This window comes from Kribbella sp. CA-294648 (assembly GCF_050943845.1).
In the GTDB taxonomy this organism is placed as follows: domain Bacteria; phylum Actinomycetota; class Actinomycetes; order Propionibacteriales; family Kribbellaceae; genus Kribbella.
In genome coordinates, this window is sequence record NZ_CP191981.1 from 2,464,185 (window position 1) to 2,486,580 (window position 22,396).

Consider the following 22,396-nt stretch of genomic DNA (forward strand, 5'->3'; position numbering starts at 1 on the left):
CAGTGGTCAGCGCTGACCGTAAACGGTCTGGTAGCGGTGGTAGAGGCTGTCGATGTGAGCGGGATCGATGGGGACGAGCGGCCCGCCGGTCTTGGCGATGTGGACCGTGCGGGCGACGTCCTCGCACATCACCGCGGCCTTGACCGCGGCGCGGGCGTCCTTGCCGATGGTGAAGACGCCGTGGTTGCGCATCAGCACGGCCGGCGAGCGGGACTCGGCCAGCGTCTCGACGATGCCCTGGCCGATCGAGTCGTCCCCGATCAGCGCGAACGGCCCGACCGGGATGTCGCCACCGAACTCGTCGGCCATCGCGGTCAGCACGCACGGGATCGGCTCGTTGCGGGCGGCCCAGGCCGACGCGTACGTCGAGTGGGTGTGCACCACCCCGCCGACGTCGGGCCTGGCCCGGTAGACGTACGCGTGGGCGGCCGTGTCGCTGGACGGCGCCAGGTCACCCTCGAGCAGGTTGCCGTCCAGATCGCACACCACGATCGAGTCGGCCGTGAGGTCGTCGTACGAGATCCCGCTGGGCTTGATGACGAAGAGCTTCTCGCCGGGCACCCGGCCGGAGACGTTGCCCGACGTCCAGGCGACCAGCCCGTAGCGGACCAGTTCCGTGTGCAGCGCGGCCACCCGGCTGCGCAGTTCGGCGACGGCAGCGGACGCGGTCACCCGATCACCTCGTTCTTGAGTTTGTGGAGCCGGTGCAGTACGCCGTTGCCGCCGTACGCCTCACCGGCGAAGTAGTCGTGGAGTCCCCGGTACTCGGCGTACAGGAGGTCATAGCGGTCGGCCCGGTCGGGGTCGGGGCGGTAGGCGGACTCGATCCGGCGTCCCATTGACGCCGCTGCCGCCGGCACGTCCGGATAGGTGCCGGCGGCAACGGCCGCATGGATGGCCGAACCGACGGCCGGGCCCTGTTCGGAGGCGACCACGGAGATCGGGCGGCGCAGAACGTCGGAGTAGATCTGCATCAGCAGCCGGTTCTTCAGCAGGCCGCCGGCGACGATGAACTCCTCGACCGCGACCCCCTTCTCCTCGAAGGCCTCGACGATCCGCCGGGTGCCGAAGGCGGTGCCCTCGATCAGCGCGCGGTAGCCGTCCTCGGGCCGGGTCGCAAGGGTCTGCCCGACCAGTACGGCGGACAGGTCGTGGTCGACCAGGATCGACCGGTTGCCGTTGTGCCAGTCGAGCGCGATGAGCCCATGAGCACCGACCGGCTGCTCGGCCGCTAGCTCTTCCAGGTAGGTATGCACGGAGATCCCGCGGCGATCGGCCTCGCCGGCGTACGCCGGGGGAACGCAGTTGTCGACGAACCAGCCGAAGATGTCGCCGACCGCGGACTGGCCGGCTTCATAGCCCCAGAGCCCGTCGATGATGCCGCCGTTGACCACGCCGCACATGCCGGGAACCTCGGCCAGCTGGTCCGACGACATGACGTGGCAGGTCGACGTACCCATGATCGCCACCATCTGACCGGGGCGGGTGGCGTCGGCGGCCGCTGCCGTCACGTGGGCATCCACGTTGCCGGCGGCAACCGCGATGCCGGTGGGCAGGCCGGTCCATTCCGCGGCTTGCGGGCTGAGCCGGCCGGCCAGTGCGCCCAGCGGGAGCAGCTCGTCCGCCAGCTTGTCGGTGAAGTCGCCGAAAGCCGGATCGAGGGCGAGCAGGTAGTCGCGGGACGGGTAGCCGCCCTCGGTCCGGATGCCCTTGTAGCCGGCGGTGCAGACATTGCGGGACTCGGCACCGGTGAGCTGCCAGATGATCCAGTCGGCGGCCTCGATCCAGCGGTCGGTCCGCGCGTACACCTGCGGGTCCTCCTGCAGCAGCTGCAGGCCCTTCGCGAACTCCCACTCGGAGGAGATCCTGCCACCGTACCGTGCCAGCCACGGTTCGCCGCGGTCCTCGGCGAGCTTGTTGATGACGTCGGCGTGCGGCTGGGCGGCGTGATGCTTCCACAGCTTCGGCCAGGCGTGCGGCCGCTCCGCGAACTCGGCGAGGTCGCAGAGCGGGGTGCCGTCGGTCGTGGTCGGGAGCACCGTGCAGGCGGTGAAGTCCGTCCCGACGCCGATGACGTCCGCCGGGTCAACCCCGGAGACGGCCAGCGCCTTGGGCACCGCGCGGCGCAGGACGTCGACCCAGTCGGTCGGCGACTGCAGCGCCCAGTTCGGGCCGAGCCGGACCTGGGTCCCGGGCAGGGCCGTCTCGATCACGCCGTGGGAGTACTCGTGCACGGCGCTGCCGAGTTCCTCGCCATCGGAGACGCGGACGACGACGGCCCGGCCGGACAGGGTGCCGAAGTCGATGCCGACGGCGTACTGCTGGCTCTTGTTAGCGTTCACACTCTGCTCCGCACTGCGGTTGGGAAGAAGGGGGACAAGGGAATCAGGCGCCCGGTGGTGCGGCGGTGCTCGCGCGCGGGATCAGGTTCGCGGCGACCGCCACCCGTCGTTGCCGCGCGGGTGGATCTTTCTGCAGCTGGCCGAGCAGTAGTTCGATGCTGTGCCGGCCGACCAGCGCGAAGTCCTGCCGCACGGTGGTCAGCGGCGGGCTGAAGAACTCGGCCTCCGGCAGGTCGTCGAAGCCGACCACGCTGACGTCGTCGGGCACCCGGATGCCGCGCTCGGACAGCGCCCGGAGCAACCCGAGCGCCATCTGGTCGTTCGACACGAACACCGCGGTCGCCTCGGCCGGCAGGCGAAGCCCGGCCTCGTAGCCCGACCGCGGACTCCAGTCCCCGGTCAGTACGTCGGGCACGCGCCGCCCGGCGGCTTCGAGCGCGTCCCGCCAGCCCTTGATGCGGCCTTCCGCCTCGAGCCAGTCGTCCGGCCCGGCGACGTGCCAGACCGTCTCGTGCCCGAGATCAAGCAGATGCTGTACTGCGAGCCGAGCGCCGCCGACCTGGTCGACGCTGACGACCGGCACCTTGCGGGCCCGCCCGCCCTCGACGGCGACCGCCGGGAGGTTGTCCGGCACGCTGGCCAGCGCTTGGGCGGCCTGGCGTTGCGGGGCCACGACAACGATCCCGTCGATGCCCTGGCCGGCGAGGTGCTGGATCGCTTCCTTGACGCTGTCCCGGGTGATCGCCTTGAGGCTGACGATGCTGATGAAGTAGCCGGCGGCCCGGGCGGCCTGCTCGATACCGTGCACGGTACTGGCCGGCCCGTACAGGGTGGTGTCGAAGCTGACCACGCCCAGCACCCGCGAGTGCCGGGTGACCAGCGCCCGGGCCGAGAGGTTGCGGCGGTAGCCGAGCTCCTCGATCGCCTGGAGGATCCGCTTCCGCGTGCTCGGGTGGACGTTCGGCAGGTCGTTGAGGACCCGGGAGACCGTCTGGTGCGAGACACCGGCGACACGGGCCACGTCGGCCATCACCGGCGGTCGCGACGCCCTCACCCTCATCGACCAGTTCTCCTCACGTTCGGCTGTACCGGTTAACTGTGAACGCTAACACTCGCCCGGTCAAGCCCTCTCCGCCCCCGTTTCGCACGATGGAATGCGGCTGCCGCGCAGCGCGGCGGCCGCCACTAGCTCAGTCTGAGCATGAGTGAGCCGTGGGGCTCGAGCTCGAGGGCCAGGTCCAGGTGGTTGGGTGCGAGGGTTTTGCCGGTCCACAGCTCCGTGAGGCGGTCCGTCGGAGTGGCGCCGATCGAGAGGAGGGGGACGGTCAGGCGCTTCGGTTTGCCGCCGAGCCAGAAGACCGCGGCGTAGCGAGCGCCCGGGTGCTCGGGTGCGGTCGCGGTGGCCGTCCAGACGATCAGGTCGCCGTCGCGGAGTACCTCGCGGTTGTCCTTCGAGGACGACAGGACCCCGAGGACGTCGCGGTTGGTGAGCAGGTCGATCGTGTCCGGCGGGGAGGTGGGCAGGTCGCCGCCGACCATCAGCGGTGACCGGGCGATCGCCCACAGGGTCATCATGGTCTGCTGCTCGGCCGGGGTCAGCCGGCACATCCGGTCGTCGCCGCGTTCGGCGCGAATGCCGATCCGGCCCAGCGGCAACATGTCGGCGTCGGCCCAGCCGTCGGGCCCCGAGTGCGGTGCCCAGCGGGCCAGCCGGGTGAACTGTGCCTCGACGTCCTCCCAGCGGTCCCACAGGTCGTCGGAGATCCGCCACATCGACGAGTGCTCGCGCAGGTGTGGCAGGTTGGCCATCGACAGCTCGCGGCCCGGCGACAGGCTCAGTTCGATCGGCCGGCCGGCTCGCTCGATGGCCTCGGCGTATGCCTCGATCTCCCTGGCCTGGTAGGGATACAGGAAGTCGTCACCCTTGATGAAGTCGACACCCCAGCTCGCCAGCAGCCGGATCTGGGCGTCGTAGTACTCCTGCGCACCCGGGTGATCGTGGTTGAGTCCGTAGTTGTTCGGGTTCCACGGGCACACCGAGGACGTGTCGGCGATCTCGCGAGCCGTCCACGGCGTACCGGCGACGGGCAGGTCGCGGTCGACGGCCTGACGCGGGATGCCGCGCATCATGTGTACGCCGAAGCGCAGGCCGAGCCCGTGGATCTCGGCGGCAAGCGGCGCGAAACCCTTGCCGCCAACGGAAGACGGGAACCGGTTGGGTGCCGGTAGCAACTGTCCGTACTCGTCGAGGACGAGGTCTGGATCGTCGTTGTAGCCGTGCGCCCGCGCCGCCGGTTCGTACCAGCAGATGTCGACCACCACGGTGTCCCAGCCCGACGGCAGCAACCGCTCGGCCATGAACCGCGCGTTCGCGAGCACCTCCTCCTCCGTCACGGTGGAGCCGTAGCAGTCCCAGCTGTTCCACCCCAGCGGGGGAGTGGCCCGCACCACGAGGCTCACAGGTCGAGCTCGATGGTCGCGAACGAGTGCGGCGGCAGTGTCACCCGCAGCCCGCGCGCATCGACGGAGATGTCCTTCAACTCCGTCGGTACGACGGCCTCCGGAGCGGCTGCCGTGTTGTGCGCCTGCAACTCAGGTGCCGTCAGCAACCGACCGCGGTGCGAGCGAACCGTTGCCCCACGCAAGTCCAGTACGACGTCCGCGGCAGCGGCGGGATCGAGATTCGTCACCGACACCAGTGCCTTGTCGCCCTTCACACTGGCCGATGCCGAGAGCAACTCCAACTGCTTGCCGTCGAGCGCGTACGGCTCCTGCCGATCGACCACGTGCACCGGTACGGCGGTGGCGTCGTGGTGACCCTTGTTCATCTCGAACACGTGGTACGTCGGCGTGAGCACCAGGCCGGTGTCGTCGGTCAGCACCATCGCCTGCAGGACGTTCACGGTCTGCGCGATGTTCGCCATCACCAGCCGCTCGGCGTGCCGGTGGAAGACGTCGAAGTGCAGGCTCGCCACCAAGGCGTCCCGCAAGGCGTTCTGCTGGTACAGGAACCCGGGGTTGGTGCCGGGCTCGACGTCCCACCAGGTGCCCCACTCGTCCAGCACGAGGCCGATCTTGCGCTCGGGGTCGTAGGCGTCCATCACCGTGGAGTGCCCGGTGAGCACCCGATCGATGTCCTGCGCCTTGATCATCGTCCGGTAGTAGTCGTCAAGCCCGAACTGGGTCGCGCTGCCCTTGTGGTCCCAGGTCCCCGGCACGGTGTAGTAGTGCACCGAGATGGCCTGGAAGAGGTCGCGCGGGGTGCCGCCGAGCTTGCTGATCGACTTCATCAGGGCCTCGGTCCAGGCGAGGTCGTGGTCGGAGGCGCCGGCCGCGATCCGGTAGAGCTCGTTGCCGTCGTGGTTCTTGCAGAAGGTGGCGTACTGGCGCGCCAGGTCGACGTACGCCTCGGCCGTCAGGTTGCCGCCGCAGCCCCAGGCCTCGTTGCCGATGCCCCAGAACGGAACCTTCCAGGGGTCCTCCCGGCCGTTCTCCTTGCGGAGCCGGACCATCGGGCTGTCGCCGCTGCGGGTCAGGTACTCGACCCAGTCGCTCATCTCCCGGACCGTGCCGCTGCCGACGTTGCCGTTCACGTACGGCTCGGCGCCGAGCAGCTCGCACAGGGCCAGGAACTCGTGGGTGCCGAAGTGGTTGTTCTCCACCACGTTGCCCCAGTTGGTGTTGACCATCCCGGGTCGCTCAGCCGTTGGGCCGATCCCGTTCATCCAGTGGTACTCGTCGGCGAAGCAGCCACCCGGCCAGCGCAGGTTGGGGATGTTCAGCGCCCGCAACGCCTCGACCACGTCGAGCCGGAGCCCGCCCTCGTTGGGCAGCTCGGAGGACTCGCCGACGTAGAACCCGTCGTACACACACCGCCCCAGGTGCTCGGCGAAGTGACCGTAGAGATGGCGGCTGATGGTCGGGCCGGGGACGTCGAGGTCGATCACGACCCGAGCGGCTGAGGCGTCGGACAAGATGCGTCTCCTAGGTTTGTGAACGGGGCCGGCGGCGGGCGATCGGGGTGCTCGCCGGGCTGGCCAGACCGAGCTGGCCGAGGAACTGTTCGAGGGCGAAGGCGGCCATCCCGAGGGCGACCGGGTTGCCGGGGACGCGGGACGACTCGACGGTGAGGTTCGGCAGCGATCCGGGCAGGACGTGTTGCGGTAGTTCCTCGCGGACGGCCGGCACGATCCACTCGGCCAGCGCGGCCGAGGTCCAGCCGGTGAGCGTGATCGAGGGGATGTCGAGGACGTTCACGAGGTCACCGAGAGCCGCGGCGAGGTAGTGCGAAGTACGGGCGGCGAGTTCGGTCAGGACCGGGTCGCCGGCGGCGAGGCCCTTGGCGACGGCCTCGACGAATCCGCGTTGCTGGGACTGCTGGAGGGCCGGGTGCTCCGGGTCGATCTCCGCGAGCGACGTCTCCAAGCCGTGGACGCCGAGGTAGGCCTCGACGCAGCCGCGGCGGCCGCACCGGCACTGCCGGCCGTCGAGCTGGAGCAGTGTGTGGCCCCACTCGCCGGCGTTGTTGTTGGCCCCGCGGATCAGGGCGCCGTCGATCGCGATCCCGGCGCCGACGCCGGTCCCGAGGTTGACCACGGCCATGCTGCCGGACACCCGGCCGACCCCGAACCACATCTCCGACAGGGTGACGGCCTTGAGCGGGTTGTCGACGTACACCGGAATCCGCAGGCGCTGCGCGAGCAGTGCCTCGATGCTGACGTCGTGCCAGTCCCAGTTCGGGGCGAAGACCGAGACGCCGGCGTCCGGGCTGACCTGGCCCGGCATGCTGACCCCGCTGCCGAGGATGCTGCCCAGTCCGCCGGCGACGTCCGCGACGGCCGCCTCGACCGCGCGGACGATGCCGTCGACGACGTACGACTGGCTGTTCTCGTGTTCGTCCAGCGTCACCTCGCCGTGGCTGACCGGTTCGAGCGCGATGTCGTAGACGGTGGCGGCCACGTACGTCTCGGCGACGTCGACCCCGACGATCCGGCCGCGATCCGCGTCGATCGCCAGCCGCTCGTACGGCCGTCCGACGGTCCGGCGCTCCAGGGTCGCGATCCTCAGCACACCTTCGGAGAGGAACTCGGTGACCAGGGTGGCCACCGTCGCGGTACTGAGCCCGGTGTGCCGGGAGATCTCCTGCCGGGTCGACGGACCCAGCTCGAACAGCGCATGGAGAACCTCGAACCGGCTCTCGTTGCGAAGATCACGTGACGTCTGCCTCGGCACCATTGCCCCCTTGAGATCCGGATGGACCAAGCCTCAGCCTACGAAGCTCGGGAACACCCGGACCGGCGAGGCCCCGCACCAGCAGGGTCAGACCCCGCCAGCGGGCGGGCACCCACAGGACGTCGGGGTCGCCGCCCGAGAATCTGGGCCGGTCGCCGGCCCAGATCCGGCCGAGACATTCACCCGCAGCCCAGCCGGTCACCCGGAGCTGCGAACCGTCGAGCCGGACCACGCAGTCGTCAGCGCTGTCGGGCAGCTCGACCTCGAGCCAGACTTCCTGACCCGGTTCGAGGGTCAGCGGAAGCTCGAGGTCCGTCGTCGCGGCCTCGCGGGCGGCGAAGGCGGTCAGCAGTTCGTCGTCCTGCGCGGTGCAGGTCCAGTCCGTCACCGGCTGGAGCTGCAGCAGCTCGGCCTGGAGTCCGTCACCGCTCGGGTGGTGTGGCAGCGTGACCGAGACTTCCGCGGTCCCGGCGGGCAGCATCACCCACGGGTTCTCGCGACTGACGGTGGCCGGTGCTCCTCCATCCAGACTCACACTGACCGGCTGGTCGACACCACGCAGGTGAAGGGCCGCAGTACCGGGCAGGTCGAGACGGCGCGAATAGGTGATCGGTACGCCGACGCGCGTGCTGCTCCAGCCGCCGAGCGACCGAAGCGGGGCCGGCCGACCAGCCCAGTGGTCGTTCACGGTCCACAAGGCATCGAGATCCTGAACGCCGTGCACAGTCCAGACCGTGCCGAGCCCGCGAAGCGCACCGAGCCGCAGGGCCGGCAGCCGCGAGTCGTCGAAGTTGGCGTGCCCCCAGATCTCGACCGTCGCCTCGATGGTCGCCCGCCCCGACGCGGCGCGGACGTCGATGCGCCGGGCCGCCCCGAAACTGGCGATGGTCGGCTGCACCTGACCATCGATCGACAGGTCGACAAAATCGGACGCGCCGACCAGCAGCAGTTCGTCGACACCCGTCAGCTCCGCCGTCGCGGAGTACGTGCCACGTCCCCGGTAGACGCCGAGCGACTCGAGTGCCGGCGGCAGCTCATGGGTGCCGGCCTCCTGCGCGGGCGCAGTACCGGCTCGTTGCCTGACTGCTCGCACCACGGACGGCGCGGCGGGCAGGACCTCGGCCGGTACGTCGCGCGGTTCGACGATGACAGTGACTCCGTCGACCACCTGCTGCGCACCGACCGGGATCTCGGCTTGCGTCTGCCCGATGACGACAGTCACCGGAACCGAGGACGAGAACACCAGTTCCGAGTCGGTCATCGCGACCAGATCAGCCGAGGCAAGCGCCAGAACCCTGTCCTGCAAGTGCAAATCGACCAGCATCAGGGGACAGGAGTCTGCCGCTACAGCGACCGGAACACCCCCGACCACCGCGCGACCAGTCCTGTCGCCCAAATGAGGCACTGCGATCAGCTGACCGCCGCCGTCCAGGTCCAGGGCAGACAACGACGAACTGGTCGGGAAGTCGCTTGTCACCTCCACCCGGGACATGGTGGAGGTGGCAAGCGCGACCCGCGATCCCAGCGCACTGATCACCCGCGCCAGGATCTGTGCCTCGGCGTACTCCGGCCTCTCGGCGCCGGCCGGAGTGACGTAGCCGCCGAAGTCGTAGTGGTGACTCATGAAACTGCCCGGGTCGCCCCAGTTGCCGGTGGACGGGCTGTAGCCGAAGTTCCAGCCGGACGACTGCAGGTAGGGCGCGATCAACTTCGCGCCACTGGCCAGCAGCCGCCGCAGCGTCCGGTGTCGCCGATTGGTCTCGGTGACCAGTAGCGGGAGATCCCGCTCCGCGAGTAGCGCGGCGTACCGGCGTACCTCCTCCTCGATGTGCGGGGAGTCGTCGTTCGGGTAGAAGTTGCAGGCAGCAACAATGCCCGGTACGTCGCCGGTGGCGCCGGCGATGTCGCCCTGTCCGGCACAGGCGATCAACGGCACGGTGATGCCGTGGCTGACCGCCTGGTCCCGCAACGCGGTGAGATAGCCCGGCCGGTCCTCGCAGTCGAAGAAATCGAGCTCGTTCTCCAGTTGGACCATGATCACCGGGCCGGCCGGATACTGGCGCTCGGCAAGGATCGGCAACGCCTGGTCGAACCAGGCCGCCACCTGCGCCAGGTACCGCGGCTCGTTCTGCCGGACCCGTACGTCGGGATCGAGGCCCAGCCAGGCCGGCAGCGCGCCCCCGTCCCACTCAGAGCAGATGTACGGTCCCGGCCGGGCGATGACGGACAGGCCGGCCTCGTGGGCGAGATCCAGGAAGGCCGCGACGTCCCGGCGCCCGCCGAACTCCCACCGGCCGGGTGCGACCTCGTGGAAGTTCCACGGCAGGTACACGTCGATGCAGGTGTAACCCGACGCGCGAACCTGCTCGAGTCGCGCCTGCCACTGCTCGCGGGGCAGCCGGAAGTAGAACAAAGATGCGCAGAGCAACAAGTCCGGCCAGCCGTCGATCCGGATGCCCTGGGCATCCAGTTCGACGCCGGTCCGCACGGTGGTCGGCGTACTCACTTGACCCCTGCACTTCCGCCGCTGATGTCCATCTCGTACAGGTACCGCTGGCCCAGGTAATACACGAGGATCATCGGCAGTGTGAGCAGGATGGAGCCGACCATCACCAGGTTCCACGGTGGCGCCTGGAGGGCTTGCGACGTACTGGTGATGTACTGCACGCCGAGCGCCAGCGGCATCTTGGATTCGTCGTTGAGGTAGATCAGCGGGCCCATGAAGTCACCCCAGGTCGCCGTCAGGGTGAAGATGCCGATCGCGATCAGTACCGGCGCGAGCATCGGCAGCATGATCCGGCGGTAGATGCCGAAGAAGCCCAGCCCGTCCACCATCGCGGCCTCGTCGATCTCGCTCGGCAGCCGGGAGACGAACTGCCGGACCAGGAAGACGTTGAAGGCGTTGGAGAAGAAGTTCGGCACGATCAGCGGCAGGAAGGTGTTCACCCAGCCGAGCTCCTTGAACAGGATGAACTGCGGGATCATGGTGATCTGGGCCGGGATCATCATCGTGGCCAGCACGATGATGAACAGCACGTTCTTGCCCGGCGCGCGCAGCCGGGCGAACGCGTAGCCGACCAGGCCGCTGGACAGCACCTGGCCGATCACGGCACCGACCGAGATGATCACCGAGTTCAGCAGGAACCGTTGCATCGGCAGGTCGGTACTGAACACCCGGGTGAAGTTCTCCCAGTGCCACTCGCGCGGGATGATCGTGAAGGTGTTCGCGTTGACGGTCTGGTCGCTGGACAACGCGATCGAGACCACGAACACCAGCGGCACACACAGCACCGCCGACACGATGATCAGCGTGGCGTAGCTGAACGGCGTGGCCCGGTTGGCCAGCGCCACCCGCTCGGTACTGCGGGGGCGCTGCCCGGGTGGCGCCGCGGTGGGTGGAGGCCCACCGGGGGCGGCGGTCGACAGAACGGTAGCCATCACTTCACCTCGGTCTCGTAGAACACCCAGCGCCGGGCGGTCCGGAAGGCGACCAGCGTGAACACCAGGATCACGGCGAACAGCAACCAGGAGATCGCCGACGCGTAACCCATGTGGTAGAAGGAGAACGCCTCGTTGAACAGCAGCGGCACCATCATCTGGCTGGCGTTGTCCGGGCCACCCTTGGTCAGGATGTAGACCTGGGAGAACACCTGGAAAGCGCCGATCAGCCCCATGATCAGGTTGAAGAAGATGATCGGGGTGAGCTGCGGGATGGTGATGCTCCAGAACTGCCGGACCGGCCCGGCGCCGTCCACCTCGGCCGCCTCGTAGAGCTCACGCGGAATGCCTTTCATTGCCGCAAGCAACAACACGGTGGCCGCGCCGGCCCCCCAGACCGACAGCAGGATCAACGCGGGTTTGACCCACATCGCCTCCAGCAGCCAGGACGGGCCCGGGATGCCGAACACCCCGAGCGCGCCGTTCAGTGGGCCGGACGGCGCCAGCACCATCTTGAAGATCATCGCGGTCGCGACCAGCGGCACCAGCGTCGGCAGGTAGATCAGGGTCCGGAACAGCTTGCGGAAGCGGACCCCCTTGTTCAGCAGGTTCGCCAGCCACAGTCCGATCACCAGACCGAGCGGGACCGAGATCGCCGCGTAGTAGAAGGTGTTCCACAACGCCTTCCAGAAGATCGGATCGTCGGTCAGCAACCGGGTGTAGTTGTCCAGCCCGACCCACTTGGGTGCGGTGAAGGAGTCCCAGTCGGTCAGCGAGATGTAGATCGACGCGATCATCGGGCCGAGCAGGAAGACCACGAACCCGATGATCCACGGCGACGCGAACAGGTAGAACCACAACGCCTCCCGGCGCCGGAGCCTCGACATCGCCGGCCTAGCTCGCGGGCTTGACGATGGTCTCGAGCCGCTTCTGGATCTCGGTCAGCGAGCTCCGGGCGTCCTTCTTGCCCAGCCAGAAGTCGGCCAGTCCGTCGTCGAAGGCCTTCTGCATCTCGTTCCACGCCGGGATGAAGGGCGCCCGGTAGACGAACTCGCTGGACTGGGCGAAGACGTCCATCTTCACCGGCTTGGTCATCCAGGCGGGCTTGAGGAACGCTTCGCTCTTCTGCACCTCGAGGTTGGCCGGCACGTCCTGCCCGGTGGCGATGATCTTCTGCTGCGCCTCGGGGGCGGTGAGGAACTCGATCGCCTTGAACGCCGCGTCGGGGTTCTTCGCGGTCCGGGAGATCGCCAGCCCGCTGCCGAACGCGGTCACGGCCTGTTCCTTGCCCCGCCACAGCGGCGCGATGTCCCACTCGATCTTGGACTTGGTCAGGCCGCTGATGGCCCAGAAACCGGTGGTGTTGACCGCGACCTTGCCGTTCGCGAAGGCGCCGTCACCGCCGACGTCGGCGCCCATGTCGGCGTACTGCTTCTTGGTCGGGACGACACCGTGCTTGCTCATCAGGTCGCCGGTCCACTGCAGGGCTTCGATGACCTCGTCGGTCGCGACGGTCGGCTTACCGGCGTCGTCGATGATCTTGCCGCCGTTCTGGTAGACGAAGCTCCACCACTGCGCCCACCAGCCGCCGCCGGAGTAGCCCCACTGCTTGCCCGGGACGGTGAGCTCCTTGAACGCGTCGAGGGTGGTCTCCCAGGTCCAGTCCGCGGTCGGCGCCTTGATGCCCTTGGCATCGAACAGGGTCTTGTTGTAGTACACGATCATCGCGCCGGACCGGTCCGGGACCGCGTACAGCTTGTCCTGGTAGGAGTAGATCTTGCCGATCGCGCCGAACCGCTTCTCCAGGTCGACGCCGGCCTTGGCGGCCAGCTCGTCCAGCGGCAGGATCTGGCTCTTGCTGGAGTACACGTTGACGTTCTCGGCCACCTGCATGATGTCCGGGCCCTTGCCGCCCGCGATCATCGTCTGCACCTTCTGCGCGTAGCCGTCACCGGGGATCAGCTGCAGCTTGATCTTCAGCTCGGGGTACTTCTTCACCAGCAGGTCGATCCGCTGCTGGTACGCCGTCTTGTCGGAGTCCCCGCCCCACACCGTCATCACCAGGTCGGCGGCGGTGGAGCTGGAGCCCGAGGCCTTGTCACTGTCCGAACCGCAAGCGGTGAGTGTGATCACGCCCGCGGCGACTCCCATGCCGAGAAAACCCCGACGGCTGAGCCGCGTCTTGTCAATCGCCATCGCGTTGACCCTCCTTGCTCGTGAACCTCGCGAGTGGGCGGTCCGGACGGGCCGCGCGGGTTCGAGTGGGGGTTAAGTTAACCCTCAGAATAACTACCCGCAAGACCTCGGAGCCGCCGAATCCGAACCGTGACCCTCGGTGCGACATCCCAGCAATAGCAAGGATGTTAACGTAAACAGAGAGTCACGGCCGCGGTGTTCACAGACCGTAGGCGATCCGGATTCCGTCGATGTGCGCGCTCCCAAAGTTCGTGCTGTTGGCGTAGAAGGCGATCCCGCCGATGGCGGGCATCGCCGTACGGAACGGCTGGTCGTCACTGACCTGGGTGCCGTCGACGAACAGGTCGAACCGCTGGTTCACGGTGTCGACGACCAGGCGGACGTCGTACCAGCGGCCGAGCTCGTAGGTCCCGACGGTGCGCGAGGTGGAGCCTTCGTACGCGATGATGTTTCCCTTGTCGAAGGCAACACTCACGGCGGCCGCGCCACTCTCGTTGGTCAGGTAGGGCAGGCCGAACCAGTTGTTGCCCGAGACAACGGGTTGGTCGCGCATCACCCGCGCCTGCACTGTCACCAGTCCACGCAGGGGAGCCGTGAAGACCTGCGAGATGCCGGTCCCCGCTGTGCCGCCGGTGTTCGCCGAGCGGGTCAGGCGGACACTGCGGTCCGTGGCCGACAGTTGGTCGACGACGTCAACACTGTTGCCGAGAGCACTCACCTTCCAGCCTCCGGTCCCATCGGGCAACGGGCCGGTCGGCAGTTGGTCGAACGTGTGATTCTGCAGGTCGTCCGGGGTCAGGCCGGCCAGCAGGAACCCACCCGCATCGACAGTGGCCGCGGGCGGGACGGAGATTCCGCCGCGTTCCACGCTGTGCCTGCCGTCGAGCTTCGCCACCACCTTGTAGCCGGCTCCCATCGGCATTGCCGGGACGACGAAGGCGCCGTCGGGGCCGGACTGGGTCGTGGCGACGGGCTGTCCGTCCCGCAGTACCGTGACGACTGCTCCGGTGAGAGGGGCCGCGCGCTCGTCGAGCACTCGCCCGGTGATCGCTCCATCGGTGTTCTTCAGTACTACGGCCAGGTCGCGCCGCGTGCTGTCGCCCCGGCGAAGCTCGACGACGGCGCTGACGGGGTCGAAACCGTCCTTGGATGCGGTGACGGTGGCCTCGCCGAAGGGCAGTTGGGCGAGGCGGTAGAAGCCGCTGCTCTCGGTGGTGGTGCGGAAGGTTCGCCCGAACGATGTCGCCACGACCGTCGCGCCGGCGACCGGGTTGCCGAACTGGTCGCGGACGAAGCCGTTGACCGCCTCCCAGTTCTGCCGCTGCGGCGTTCGATACTCGAAAGCGCCGATCTCGGGAAGGCCGCGGTAGAGCGCCGTACCGGCGTAGTCGCGGCCTCCGTTGGCCGGGATCTCGATCCCAGTGCTGACCGCCGCTGAGCCTGATCCCGGGCGGAGTGCGAGGGCCCGCTGCAGCTGAGGCCCGGTGGTCTCGGTGCCGTACGGACCCGAGAGGGCGCTCGCGAACAGCGGATCCCCTTGCAGTGCACGCGAGTCGGACGCCGGTACGGCGAGTGGCGCGCCGGCGTACAGGTTGTTGTCATAGGCAATGGTCGGGCTGGTGGTGAGCGATGCGCCGGCCCTGGTGGAGTAGAGGATGTTGTTGCGGAGTACGTAGGTCGCCAACAGCGAACTGCCGTAGCCGTAGACCAGATGGTCGCTGCGGTCGTTGTAGATCGTGTTGTTGTAGATCTGCGCCGTCGCCGCCCGGTCCGAGTGCAGATAGATCTGGTACCGGGTGTTGGCGGCGATGGTGTTGTAGCGCACCACCACGTCACCGAAGGAGAACTGGCAGATCAGGATGCCGTCGCCGTTGTGGTGCACGAAGTTGTACTGCACGAGGACGCGGGTCGTCGCCTTGTCGGGATCGATCGCGTTGGAGTCGGCGCCGCCGGCCTTCTGCTGGGTCTCGTAGACCTCGTTGTGCTGGATCACCACGTCGTCGGCGTAGTACGCCTCGATCCCCGAGGTGCCGGCGCGGTAGACGACGTTGCCCTCGATCAGCGCTCCGCGGACGTCGGTCAGGTACATCCCGTTGCAGGCGTAGTCGTTGCCGTCCTGCTGGATGAAGTTGTTGCGGATGACCACGTTGGTGTGCGGGGTGAACCGGGGGTCGCTGCCATTGGCGCGCTCGCCCCACCCGGTCGGCACGGCGCCAGGGGTTGAACCTGTGTACTGCTTGACGGTGATGCCCGCGAAGGACGTGCGCTTGACGGTGGAGTTCTCGACCACGATGTCGTTCAGGACGGTCGCGGCACCGGGCGCGGCCTGGTCGGCGACCGTGCCGCGGAAGACGATGCCGCCGGTGTTCTTCGACCGGTCCCAGCCGGTCTTGAAGGTGACGCCGGGTGCGTTGCCGGCCGGGTCGCCGCCGATCCAGTTGACCTCGCCGGTCACGTCGTGGACGTCGACCGCGTCGATCCGGAAGTGGTTCAATTGGCCGCCCTGGTCGCCGCTGACCTGGATGCCGCGGAGGTCCCGCAGGTTCGTGCCCGGGCCGCCGGTGAGTGGCCGGGCGTTGGTGACCTCGAGGTTGCGGAGCTCCCAGTACTGCTGGTTGAAGAGGCGGACAGTCTCGGCCACCTCACCACCGCCGTGGATCGCGGGTTTGGGGCCCGCGCCGTATCGGTCGACGACGATCGAACGGCCGGCCGACCCGGAGCCCTTCGGCCACAGCTGCCCGGCCCAGCTCTGGCCGGCTCGCAGCAGGATGCGGTCGCCCGGCTGGAAGGTCCGCGCATTCACCTTGTCGAGCGTGCGCCAGGCGTGCGCGGGCGACGTACCGGCTGCGTCGTCCGACCCGTGGGCCGCGTCGACGTAGTAGCTCCTGCCGCCCGTATCTACCGCCGTCGCTGCTTGCTGCGGCGAGAGAAGACCGAGGCCGAGCAGTGCGAGGACCAGCATCCAGCGACCCAGCTTGCTACTCATGGAAAGCCCTTTCCCTAGCCGTGGTCGCGATCCTCCAAGCCGCGCCCGGTGATGGCAATGCCGAACGCGTGCAGTGACCGGTTTCGGCCAGCAGAGTGATGACTTGACTTCTAAGCTGAGCGCGCTCATATTTGAGTCAATTCAGAAATCACTCCGCAAAGGAAAGCCATCATGCGAGCGTTCGTCGTCAATCGGTACAAAGAGCCGCTGCAGCCGGCGGAGGTTCCCGAGCCCGTGGCCGGAGCGCACGACGTGCTCGTGCAGGTCCGGGCCGCGGGGCTCAACCAGCTCGACGAGAAGATCCGGACGGGGGAGTTCCGGCAGATCCTCCCGTACAAGCTGCCGCTGATCCTCGGCAACGACGTCGCCGGAACCGTGATCGGCGTCGGCGCGAAGGTCCGGGGGTTCCAGCTCGGCGACGAGGTGTACGCCCGGCCCGGCCAGGACCGGATCGGGACGTTCGCGGAGCGCATCGCGATCGCCGAGGACGACCTGGCGCTCAAGCCCGCGGCGATCAGCTTCGAGGAAGCTGCCTCGCTGCCGCTGGTGGCGTTGACCGCCTGGCAGGCCCTCGTCGAGCGGGGCAACCTGCGGCCGGGACAACGCGTCCTCATCCACGCGGGCTCCGGCGGCGTCGGGACGATCGCGATCCAGCTCGCCAAGCACCTCGGCGCCACGGTCGCCACCACGGTCAGTGCCGGCAACACCGACTTCGTCCGCGAGCTCGGGGCCGACGTCGTCATCGACTACCGCACCCAGGACTTCGAGCAACTGCTCGACGGCTACGACCTCGTGCTGGACAGCCTCGGCGGCAAGAACCTCGAGAAGTCCCTGCGGGTACTGCGCCCTGGCGGCAAGGCGATCGGCATCTCGGGCCCGCCCGACCCGGCGTTCGCCCGCGAGCTCGGCACGAACGCCGTACTCCGGCTGGCGATGGCCGCCCTGAGCAGCAGGATCCGCAGGCAGGCCCGGCGTCTCGGCGTGAAGTACGAGTTCCTCTTCATGCGCGCCAGCGGCGACCAGCTTCGCCAGATCACTGCCCTCGTCGACAGCGGCGCGCTGCGTCCCGTCGTCGGACGGGTCTTCGACTTCGACCAGACCACGCAGGCGGTGCAGTCGCTGGGCCAAGGCGGCCTCCGTGGCAAGGCCGTCATCACCACAGCCTGACCAACCCATCTCACCAAGTACCAACCAGAAAGCAGGAGAACACCATGAGTACGAACAACCACAGCGTCGTCACCGCGTACAAGGACGCGCCCGTCCGCACCGTCAAGGCCGGCGGCGTCACCTACGCCTACCGCGAGCTGGGCCCGAAGGGCGGCATCCCCGTCGTCTTCTTCGTCCACCTCGCCGCGACGCTGGACAACTGGGACCCCCGGATCATCGACCCCATCGCGCGGAACCGGCACGTCATCACCTTCGACAACCGCGGCGTCGGCGCCTCCAGCGGCAGCGTCCCCGACAGCATCGAGGCGATGGCCGACGACGCCTACACGTTCATCAAGGCGCTCGACTTCGACCAGGTCGACATCTTCTCGTTCTCCCTCGGCGGCATGATCGCCCAGGACCTGGTGGTCAAACACCCCGAACTCGTCCGCAAGCTCGTCCTGACCGGCACCGGCCCGCGGGGCGGCAAGGACATCGACAAGGTCGTCGCCACCACGTACTACGACATCCTGCGGGCGACCCTGACCCGGAAGGACCCGAAGGAGTTCCTGTTCTTCAACCGCAACGCCACCGGGAAACCCGCGGCCCGGGCGTTCGTGCAGCGACTGCAGGAACGCACCACCGATCGCGACGCCGACATGTCGCTGAAGGGCTTCCGGACGCAACTCAAGGCGATCAAGAAGTACGGCCTTTCGGCCCCGGCCGACCTGTCGACGTTCACCCAGCCCATCCTGATCGCCAACGGCGACAACGACCGGATGGTGCCCTCGGTGCTCTCCGAAGACCTGCACCGCCGGATCAAAGGCTCGCAACTCGTCATCTACCCCGACTCCGGCCACGGCGGCATCTTCCAGTTCCACGCCGAGTTCGCCCCGGTCGCCGTCGACTTCCTCGGCCGGTGAATGCCATGACCACCTTCACGAAGCGGTCCGCAACCTCGATCCTGCTCTGGGTCCGCGACGACCAGTCGCGGGAAAACCGGGATGAACTACTGGAAGGGACCGCACTCGAAGATCATCTCGGCGACCAAGGGATTGCTGGAGTACCGGCAGCTCCATCTCGCCGCTGACAACCCAGGGCTGTGGCCGGGGACCACCGGCATCGAGACGGAGATTCCGGTCGAGCGCAAGGTCGACGGGGTCGCTGAGGTCACGCCCAAGTCGCTCCTGTCGTCCCTCCAGGGCCGCAAGCAGACCCGGCTGGCGTTCAAGGACGAGATCAACGTCTTCCGGCGCACGCTGCTGTACCTCGGTCCGCCGAACTCCGCACGCTGGTACGACGTGGCCGGGCCGGGTGAGCAGGTGGGTGCCCGCGCCCTCGTCTACCTCAGGCGACGCGACGGCGTACGGGCCGGTGCGTTCCGGAAGCAGGTCACGCAACTCGCCGATGCGCTGGCCGGCACCGGCGTACTGAAGGAGCTCCGGACCCAGACGTTCCTACCCTGGATCGAGAAGCTCTGGGACACCCCGAACGTTGCTCACGACAACCCGGCGGACCAGCGTTTCCACGCCTCACTGATCCTCGGCTTCGAGGACACCACCGCACGAGACGCCTTCTTCAAGAGCACCGAACTCGAGCGGCTGTCCTACGACCTGGCGCCGTCGGCTTCCGCGATCCACGCCTACGAGGTGTCCGAGGCGTTGACCTTCGTGCGCGATGGCGTCGTGGAAGAATGAGGGCCGGCGGGTTTCGGGCGGATAGTGGGGAGGGACGGCGGCCCATGGGAGTTGGTTCTCGGCCGGTTGGACGGCGTGAGCGGAACAAGCAGGAGAAGTTCGATCGCATCACGGCAGCCGCCCGGGAGTTGTTCGGCGAGCGCGGGGTCGACGAGGTCACCACCCAGGAGATCGCCGACAAGGCCGACATCGGGGCGGGCACGCTGTTCCTCTACGCCAAGACCAAGGGCGAGCTCCTGCTGCTCGTGCAGAACTCCACATACGCCGAGGCGCTCGTCCGCGGCAAGGTGGACGCCGAGAACGAGTCCGAGCCGCTCGACGCCGTGATGGCGATCGTCCGCCCGGTCGTGGAGTGCAACCGCAAACAGGTCGACAACGGGCGGACGTACCTGCGGGAGATCGTCTTCGGTGATCCCGAGGAGCCGCACCACCGCGACGCGCTCATGCTGACCGTCCAGACCGAGCAGGCGATCGCCGACGTACTGCGGCGCGACGAGCGCGTCGGTGCCGCCGAAGCCGCGACCCTCGCGCACATCGTCTCCGCGATCATGTTCGTCAGCATGGCGGCGACGATCAACATCGCCAACCCGGTGGACGACGTCGTCCGGGAGATCAGAGACCAGGTGCGGGTTCTGATCTCCCGGTGACGCGGGTTACCGCTGAGTGGTGGTGGGCGTCCCGATGGTGATCGGTGCGATGGTGAGCTTGTCGATATCAGGCGTGTAGGCGCCGGCGTTGCCGAACACGAGTGAGCCGCCCGAGGTGCTGAGCGTCACCGGGATGGTGCGTTCGAGGAAGCTGTGCCACGCGTAGGTGTAGCGGAAGTACGCGTGGCCCGCACCGGCCGCGCCGCCGGTTTCCTTCACGTCGATCCGACGGTCGACCACCTGCGGGTTGTAGGCGTGAGCACCGCCCAGCTCGGCGTTCGCGTAGGTGACCGCGACGTTGTAGGCACCCGGCTTGTCGAAGCCCGGTCCGCGCGGTACTTCGAAGGTGTTGCCGGGACCGTTGCCGACGAACCCGATTCCCTTGAGGCCGGAGGCGTTGCTGCCCGAGGCCATCGAGTACGTGTTCACCGCGGTGCTGCCGTGCCGCACGGTGTTCTCGGCCTCGATGGTGACCGCCGCGCTGTCCGAGGCGGCCGCCCGCGTCGTGGTGACCTGCTGGAGCAGCATCCCGTTGGCCGTCGTCAACTCGACCTCATTGATGCCCTGGGCAAGGTGTACCCGCACCGTCGAGCGCCAGTTGCCGAGTCGTGGCGCGCTGAGCGTCGAGACCTTGCGACCATTCACCTGTACGCCGATCGCGGCGGCCCCAGTCGTCCGGTAGTCGACGCTGATGTCGTAGTACCCGGTCTCCCAGGCGTTGGCGTAGACGTCGGCGCGCTGGCCGGCTCCGTGGACTTTGGCGAAACCGCGAGCCTTGGGAGTGCCGTACGAAAGGGCCGCGCCGCCGGAGTACCGCAGCGTCGAGGCGGGGTAGACGGTCGGTTCGCCGTCGGTCACGTCGGTCAGCAGGAACTTGTCCAGCGTGATGTCGGAGTTGGGAAGGAGGGTGCTGCCGTCTTCGCTGGATCGCAGCGACAGTGTGTGCTGCCCGGCCGTCAGCGGGATCGTCACCTCGGCGCTGCCGCGGTACTGCCACTTCTGGTACGACGTCAGCGCGAGGTCGGCCGTGTACTGAACTCGGGTTGCGTTGCCGCCGTCAACGAAGAGCGCATGCCGGCCCGGCGTACCGGGGGTGGCGCCGATGACCTGGAAGCGGTACCTGCCGGATCGCGGCACAGTGACCGTCCAGTCGGCCTTGGAAGTCGCTTGGTTGAAGGACCCGACATCGCGACCGCCAGAGGCCAGGAACTTCCAGCCGCCGCCGGACAGTGGGTCCTGGTCGTAGACCGTAGCTGCGGTGAGATTCGTCTTCTCCGCTTCGATGCTGGTCGACCACACCTGGTCGACCGCGAGGGCACGATCCTGCTCGGGCGTGATGATCACCTGGTACGCCGCGTAGCGATCGTAGGTGGGCACCTGGAGAGAGACAGCCCCACCGGACAACGCGACTCCGTCGAGCACCTTGATCACTCGCGGGGTTCCGGCCACGCCTTCGGCACCGGACAAGGTGTTCTCGCGCACCTCGATGTCGACCTTGCTGCCAAACACGGTCGGGCTGAGACCGGACAGGTTCAACGCGACGGGCTTGTTGCCACCGCCGTACAGGACGGTAGCTCGTCTGTTCGCGGTGTCGACCGCGCCGATGCCTTGCAGGGTGTCGACGGTGTTCAGGGCCGGCGGGGTGACCTTGACGGTCTTGCTGCCCGCGAGGTCGCCGTACCACTTGTAGAGCCACCAGCCGGCGTTGGCCGAGTTGGTCCGCGCGCTGTTGTCGTTGAAGTTGCCGGCGTAGTTCCAGTACGCCGTCTGGCCGTCGACCTTGAGGTCCTCCATGATCGACAGCCACTGGATCAGCTGGCCCGGCGTACCCATGTCCCGCAACATCCCGTACTCCGTGATGTTGATCGGCAGCGGGCTGATGCCCAGGGTGCTCTCGAGGCGGCAGTAGTCGGCGTAGTGCGACCGGAATGTGGCGAGGTTGTCGATGCCGAGTTCGTGCCAGATGAAGATGTCGGGCAGGACCGCGTTGGCCTTGCTGTACTGCAGGAAGTCGGCCGAACGCTGCGGCTGCCAGCGGGTGTCGCCGGGGCCGCCGACCCGGGCGTGCCCCAGCTGGTGGCGCGCGTACACCTGCTGGATCTTCGTGTACACCGCCTTCCAGTCCGCCAGGAACGTCGGCTTCATGGTCGACCAGTTGGCGTACCAGTTGCCGCCGTCGGGCTCGTTGAACGGGATGAACACGTAGTCCTTGGCATGCGCCGACTTGGTCGCGACCGCCTCGGTGACGAACTCGACGATCTCCAGGTAGTCCCAGATGCCGTTGGGGGTGTCGGTGTAGGCACCCGTCGCCTGGTTGTAGGTGCGGGCGTCGCCAGGCCGCACGCCACCGTTGTAGGACCAGTCCGGGTAGTAGTCCTGGACGTAGATGTACATGTCCTTGCCGTGCTTGGCGAAGAACCCGTTCTCGACCTTGAGGGCGTCACCGCTCGGATGCTGCGTCCCGTACGGCGCCTTCTGCGACGTGTTGGTGATAGCGGCCCCGTTGATGAGCGCCTGTGTCGGCGCACCCTCGTCACCGAAGCCGTACAGCGTGCCCGTCGCACCACCCCGGAAGGTGCCGGTGCTCTGGGAGAAGTCGACGCTCAACGCGTCGGTAGTGGGATCGGCGGCCGCGACAGGCGCAACGGACAGTCCTGCCGCGGTGAGCGCGAGCACGGTAGAGGCGGCTAGAGCTCTGACGACTTGCTTCAT

General features: G+C 67.9%; 16 protein-coding genes. 4 read left to right on the plus strand and 12 right to left on the minus strand.

Translation table 11 applies throughout. The features are described 5' to 3' along the window. Positions 1 to 6 precede the first annotated feature (6 nt). The 11 genes from ACQPYM_RS11950 to ACQPYM_RS12000 form a co-directional block, all read right to left on the minus strand. A complete protein-coding gene (locus tag ACQPYM_RS11950) occupies positions 7 to 672 on the minus strand; it encodes an L-ribulose-5-phosphate 4-epimerase (protein ID WP_433019311.1) in 666 nt (221 codons plus the stop codon). After that, a complete protein-coding gene (gene araB, locus ACQPYM_RS11955; RefSeq protein ID WP_433019314.1) occupies positions 669 to 2,342 on the minus strand; it encodes a ribulokinase in 1,674 nt (557 codons plus the stop codon). The genes ACQPYM_RS11950 and araB overlap by 4 nt, the downstream gene beginning before the upstream one ends. Before the next feature lie 43 nt (positions 2,343 to 2,385). Continuing rightward, complete coding sequence (locus ACQPYM_RS11960) at positions 2,386 to 3,402, minus strand: LacI family DNA-binding transcriptional regulator (RefSeq protein WP_433019317.1); 1,017 nt, start codon at positions 3,400 to 3,402, stop codon at positions 2,386 to 2,388. A 125-nt stretch (positions 3,403 to 3,527) separates the two neighbouring features. Beyond that, positions 3,528 to 4,802 carry an alpha-galactosidase gene (locus ACQPYM_RS11965; RefSeq protein WP_433019320.1) on the minus strand — a complete coding sequence of 425 codons (1,275 nt, stop codon included), beginning with the start codon at positions 4,800 to 4,802 and terminating at the stop codon, positions 3,528 to 3,530. Next, complete coding sequence (locus tag ACQPYM_RS11970) at positions 4,799 to 6,316, minus strand: alpha-N-arabinofuranosidase (protein WP_433019323.1); 1,518 nt, start codon at positions 6,314 to 6,316, stop codon at positions 4,799 to 4,801. The genes ACQPYM_RS11965 and ACQPYM_RS11970 overlap by 4 nt, the downstream gene beginning before the upstream one ends. Positions 6,317 to 6,326: 10 nt before the next feature. Further along, positions 6,327 to 7,577, minus strand: coding sequence for an ROK family protein (locus ACQPYM_RS11975; protein WP_433019326.1), 1,251 nt, complete (start codon positions 7,575 to 7,577; stop codon positions 6,327 to 6,329). After that, the gene (locus ACQPYM_RS11980; RefSeq protein WP_433019329.1) at positions 7,552 to 10,080 is read right to left on the minus strand and encodes a beta-galactosidase; all 2,529 of its coding nucleotides are present in this window, start codon (positions 10,078 to 10,080) and stop codon (positions 7,552 to 7,554) included. Before ACQPYM_RS11980 ends, ACQPYM_RS11975 begins: the two co-directional genes overlap by 26 nt. Then, positions 10,077 to 11,012, minus strand: a complete 936-nt coding sequence (locus tag ACQPYM_RS11985) for a carbohydrate ABC transporter permease (protein WP_433019331.1) — start codon at positions 11,010 to 11,012, stop codon at positions 10,077 to 10,079. Before ACQPYM_RS11985 ends, ACQPYM_RS11980 begins: the two co-directional genes overlap by 4 nt. After that, positions 11,012 to 11,899, minus strand: coding sequence for a carbohydrate ABC transporter permease (locus ACQPYM_RS11990; protein ID WP_433019334.1), 888 nt, complete (start codon positions 11,897 to 11,899; stop codon positions 11,012 to 11,014). The genes ACQPYM_RS11985 and ACQPYM_RS11990 overlap by 1 nt, the downstream gene beginning before the upstream one ends. A 7-nt stretch (positions 11,900 to 11,906) precedes the next feature. Beyond that, entirely contained in the window at positions 11,907 to 13,208 is a 1,302-nt protein-coding gene (locus ACQPYM_RS11995; protein WP_433019337.1) for an extracellular solute-binding protein, read from the minus strand. 199 nt (positions 13,209 to 13,407) lie between these two features. Beyond that, on the minus strand, positions 13,408 to 16,194 hold the full coding sequence (locus ACQPYM_RS12000) for a carboxypeptidase regulatory-like domain-containing protein (protein ID WP_433019340.1): 2,787 nt from the start codon (positions 16,192 to 16,194) through the stop codon (positions 13,408 to 13,410). 171 nt (positions 16,195 to 16,365) lie between these two features. Here ACQPYM_RS12000 and ACQPYM_RS12005 point away from each other — a divergent pair, with 171 nt between their 5' ends. From ACQPYM_RS12005 to ACQPYM_RS12020, 4 genes are all read left to right on the plus strand, one after another. After that, complete coding sequence (locus ACQPYM_RS12005; RefSeq protein WP_433019342.1) at positions 16,366 to 17,361, plus strand: NADP-dependent oxidoreductase; 996 nt, start codon at positions 16,366 to 16,368, stop codon at positions 17,359 to 17,361. A gap of 44 nt (positions 17,362 to 17,405) precedes the next feature. Then, the gene (locus ACQPYM_RS12010; protein ID WP_433019344.1) at positions 17,406 to 18,263 is read left to right on the plus strand and encodes an alpha/beta fold hydrolase; all 858 of its coding nucleotides are present in this window, start codon (positions 17,406 to 17,408) and stop codon (positions 18,261 to 18,263) included. Positions 18,264 to 18,344: 81 nt separating this feature from the next. After that, complete coding sequence (locus tag ACQPYM_RS12015) at positions 18,345 to 19,037, plus strand: hypothetical protein (RefSeq protein ID WP_433019346.1); 693 nt, start codon at positions 18,345 to 18,347, stop codon at positions 19,035 to 19,037. A gap of 44 nt (positions 19,038 to 19,081) precedes the next feature. Further along, entirely contained in the window at positions 19,082 to 19,684 is a 603-nt protein-coding gene (locus tag ACQPYM_RS12020; RefSeq protein ID WP_433019348.1) for a TetR/AcrR family transcriptional regulator, read from the plus strand. Positions 19,685 to 19,690: 6 nt separating this feature from the next. Here the strand turns inward: ACQPYM_RS12020 and ACQPYM_RS12025 are convergent, their stop codons facing one another. Continuing rightward, complete coding sequence (locus ACQPYM_RS12025) at positions 19,691 to 22,396, minus strand: CBM35 domain-containing protein (protein WP_433019350.1); 2,706 nt, start codon at positions 22,394 to 22,396, stop codon at positions 19,691 to 19,693.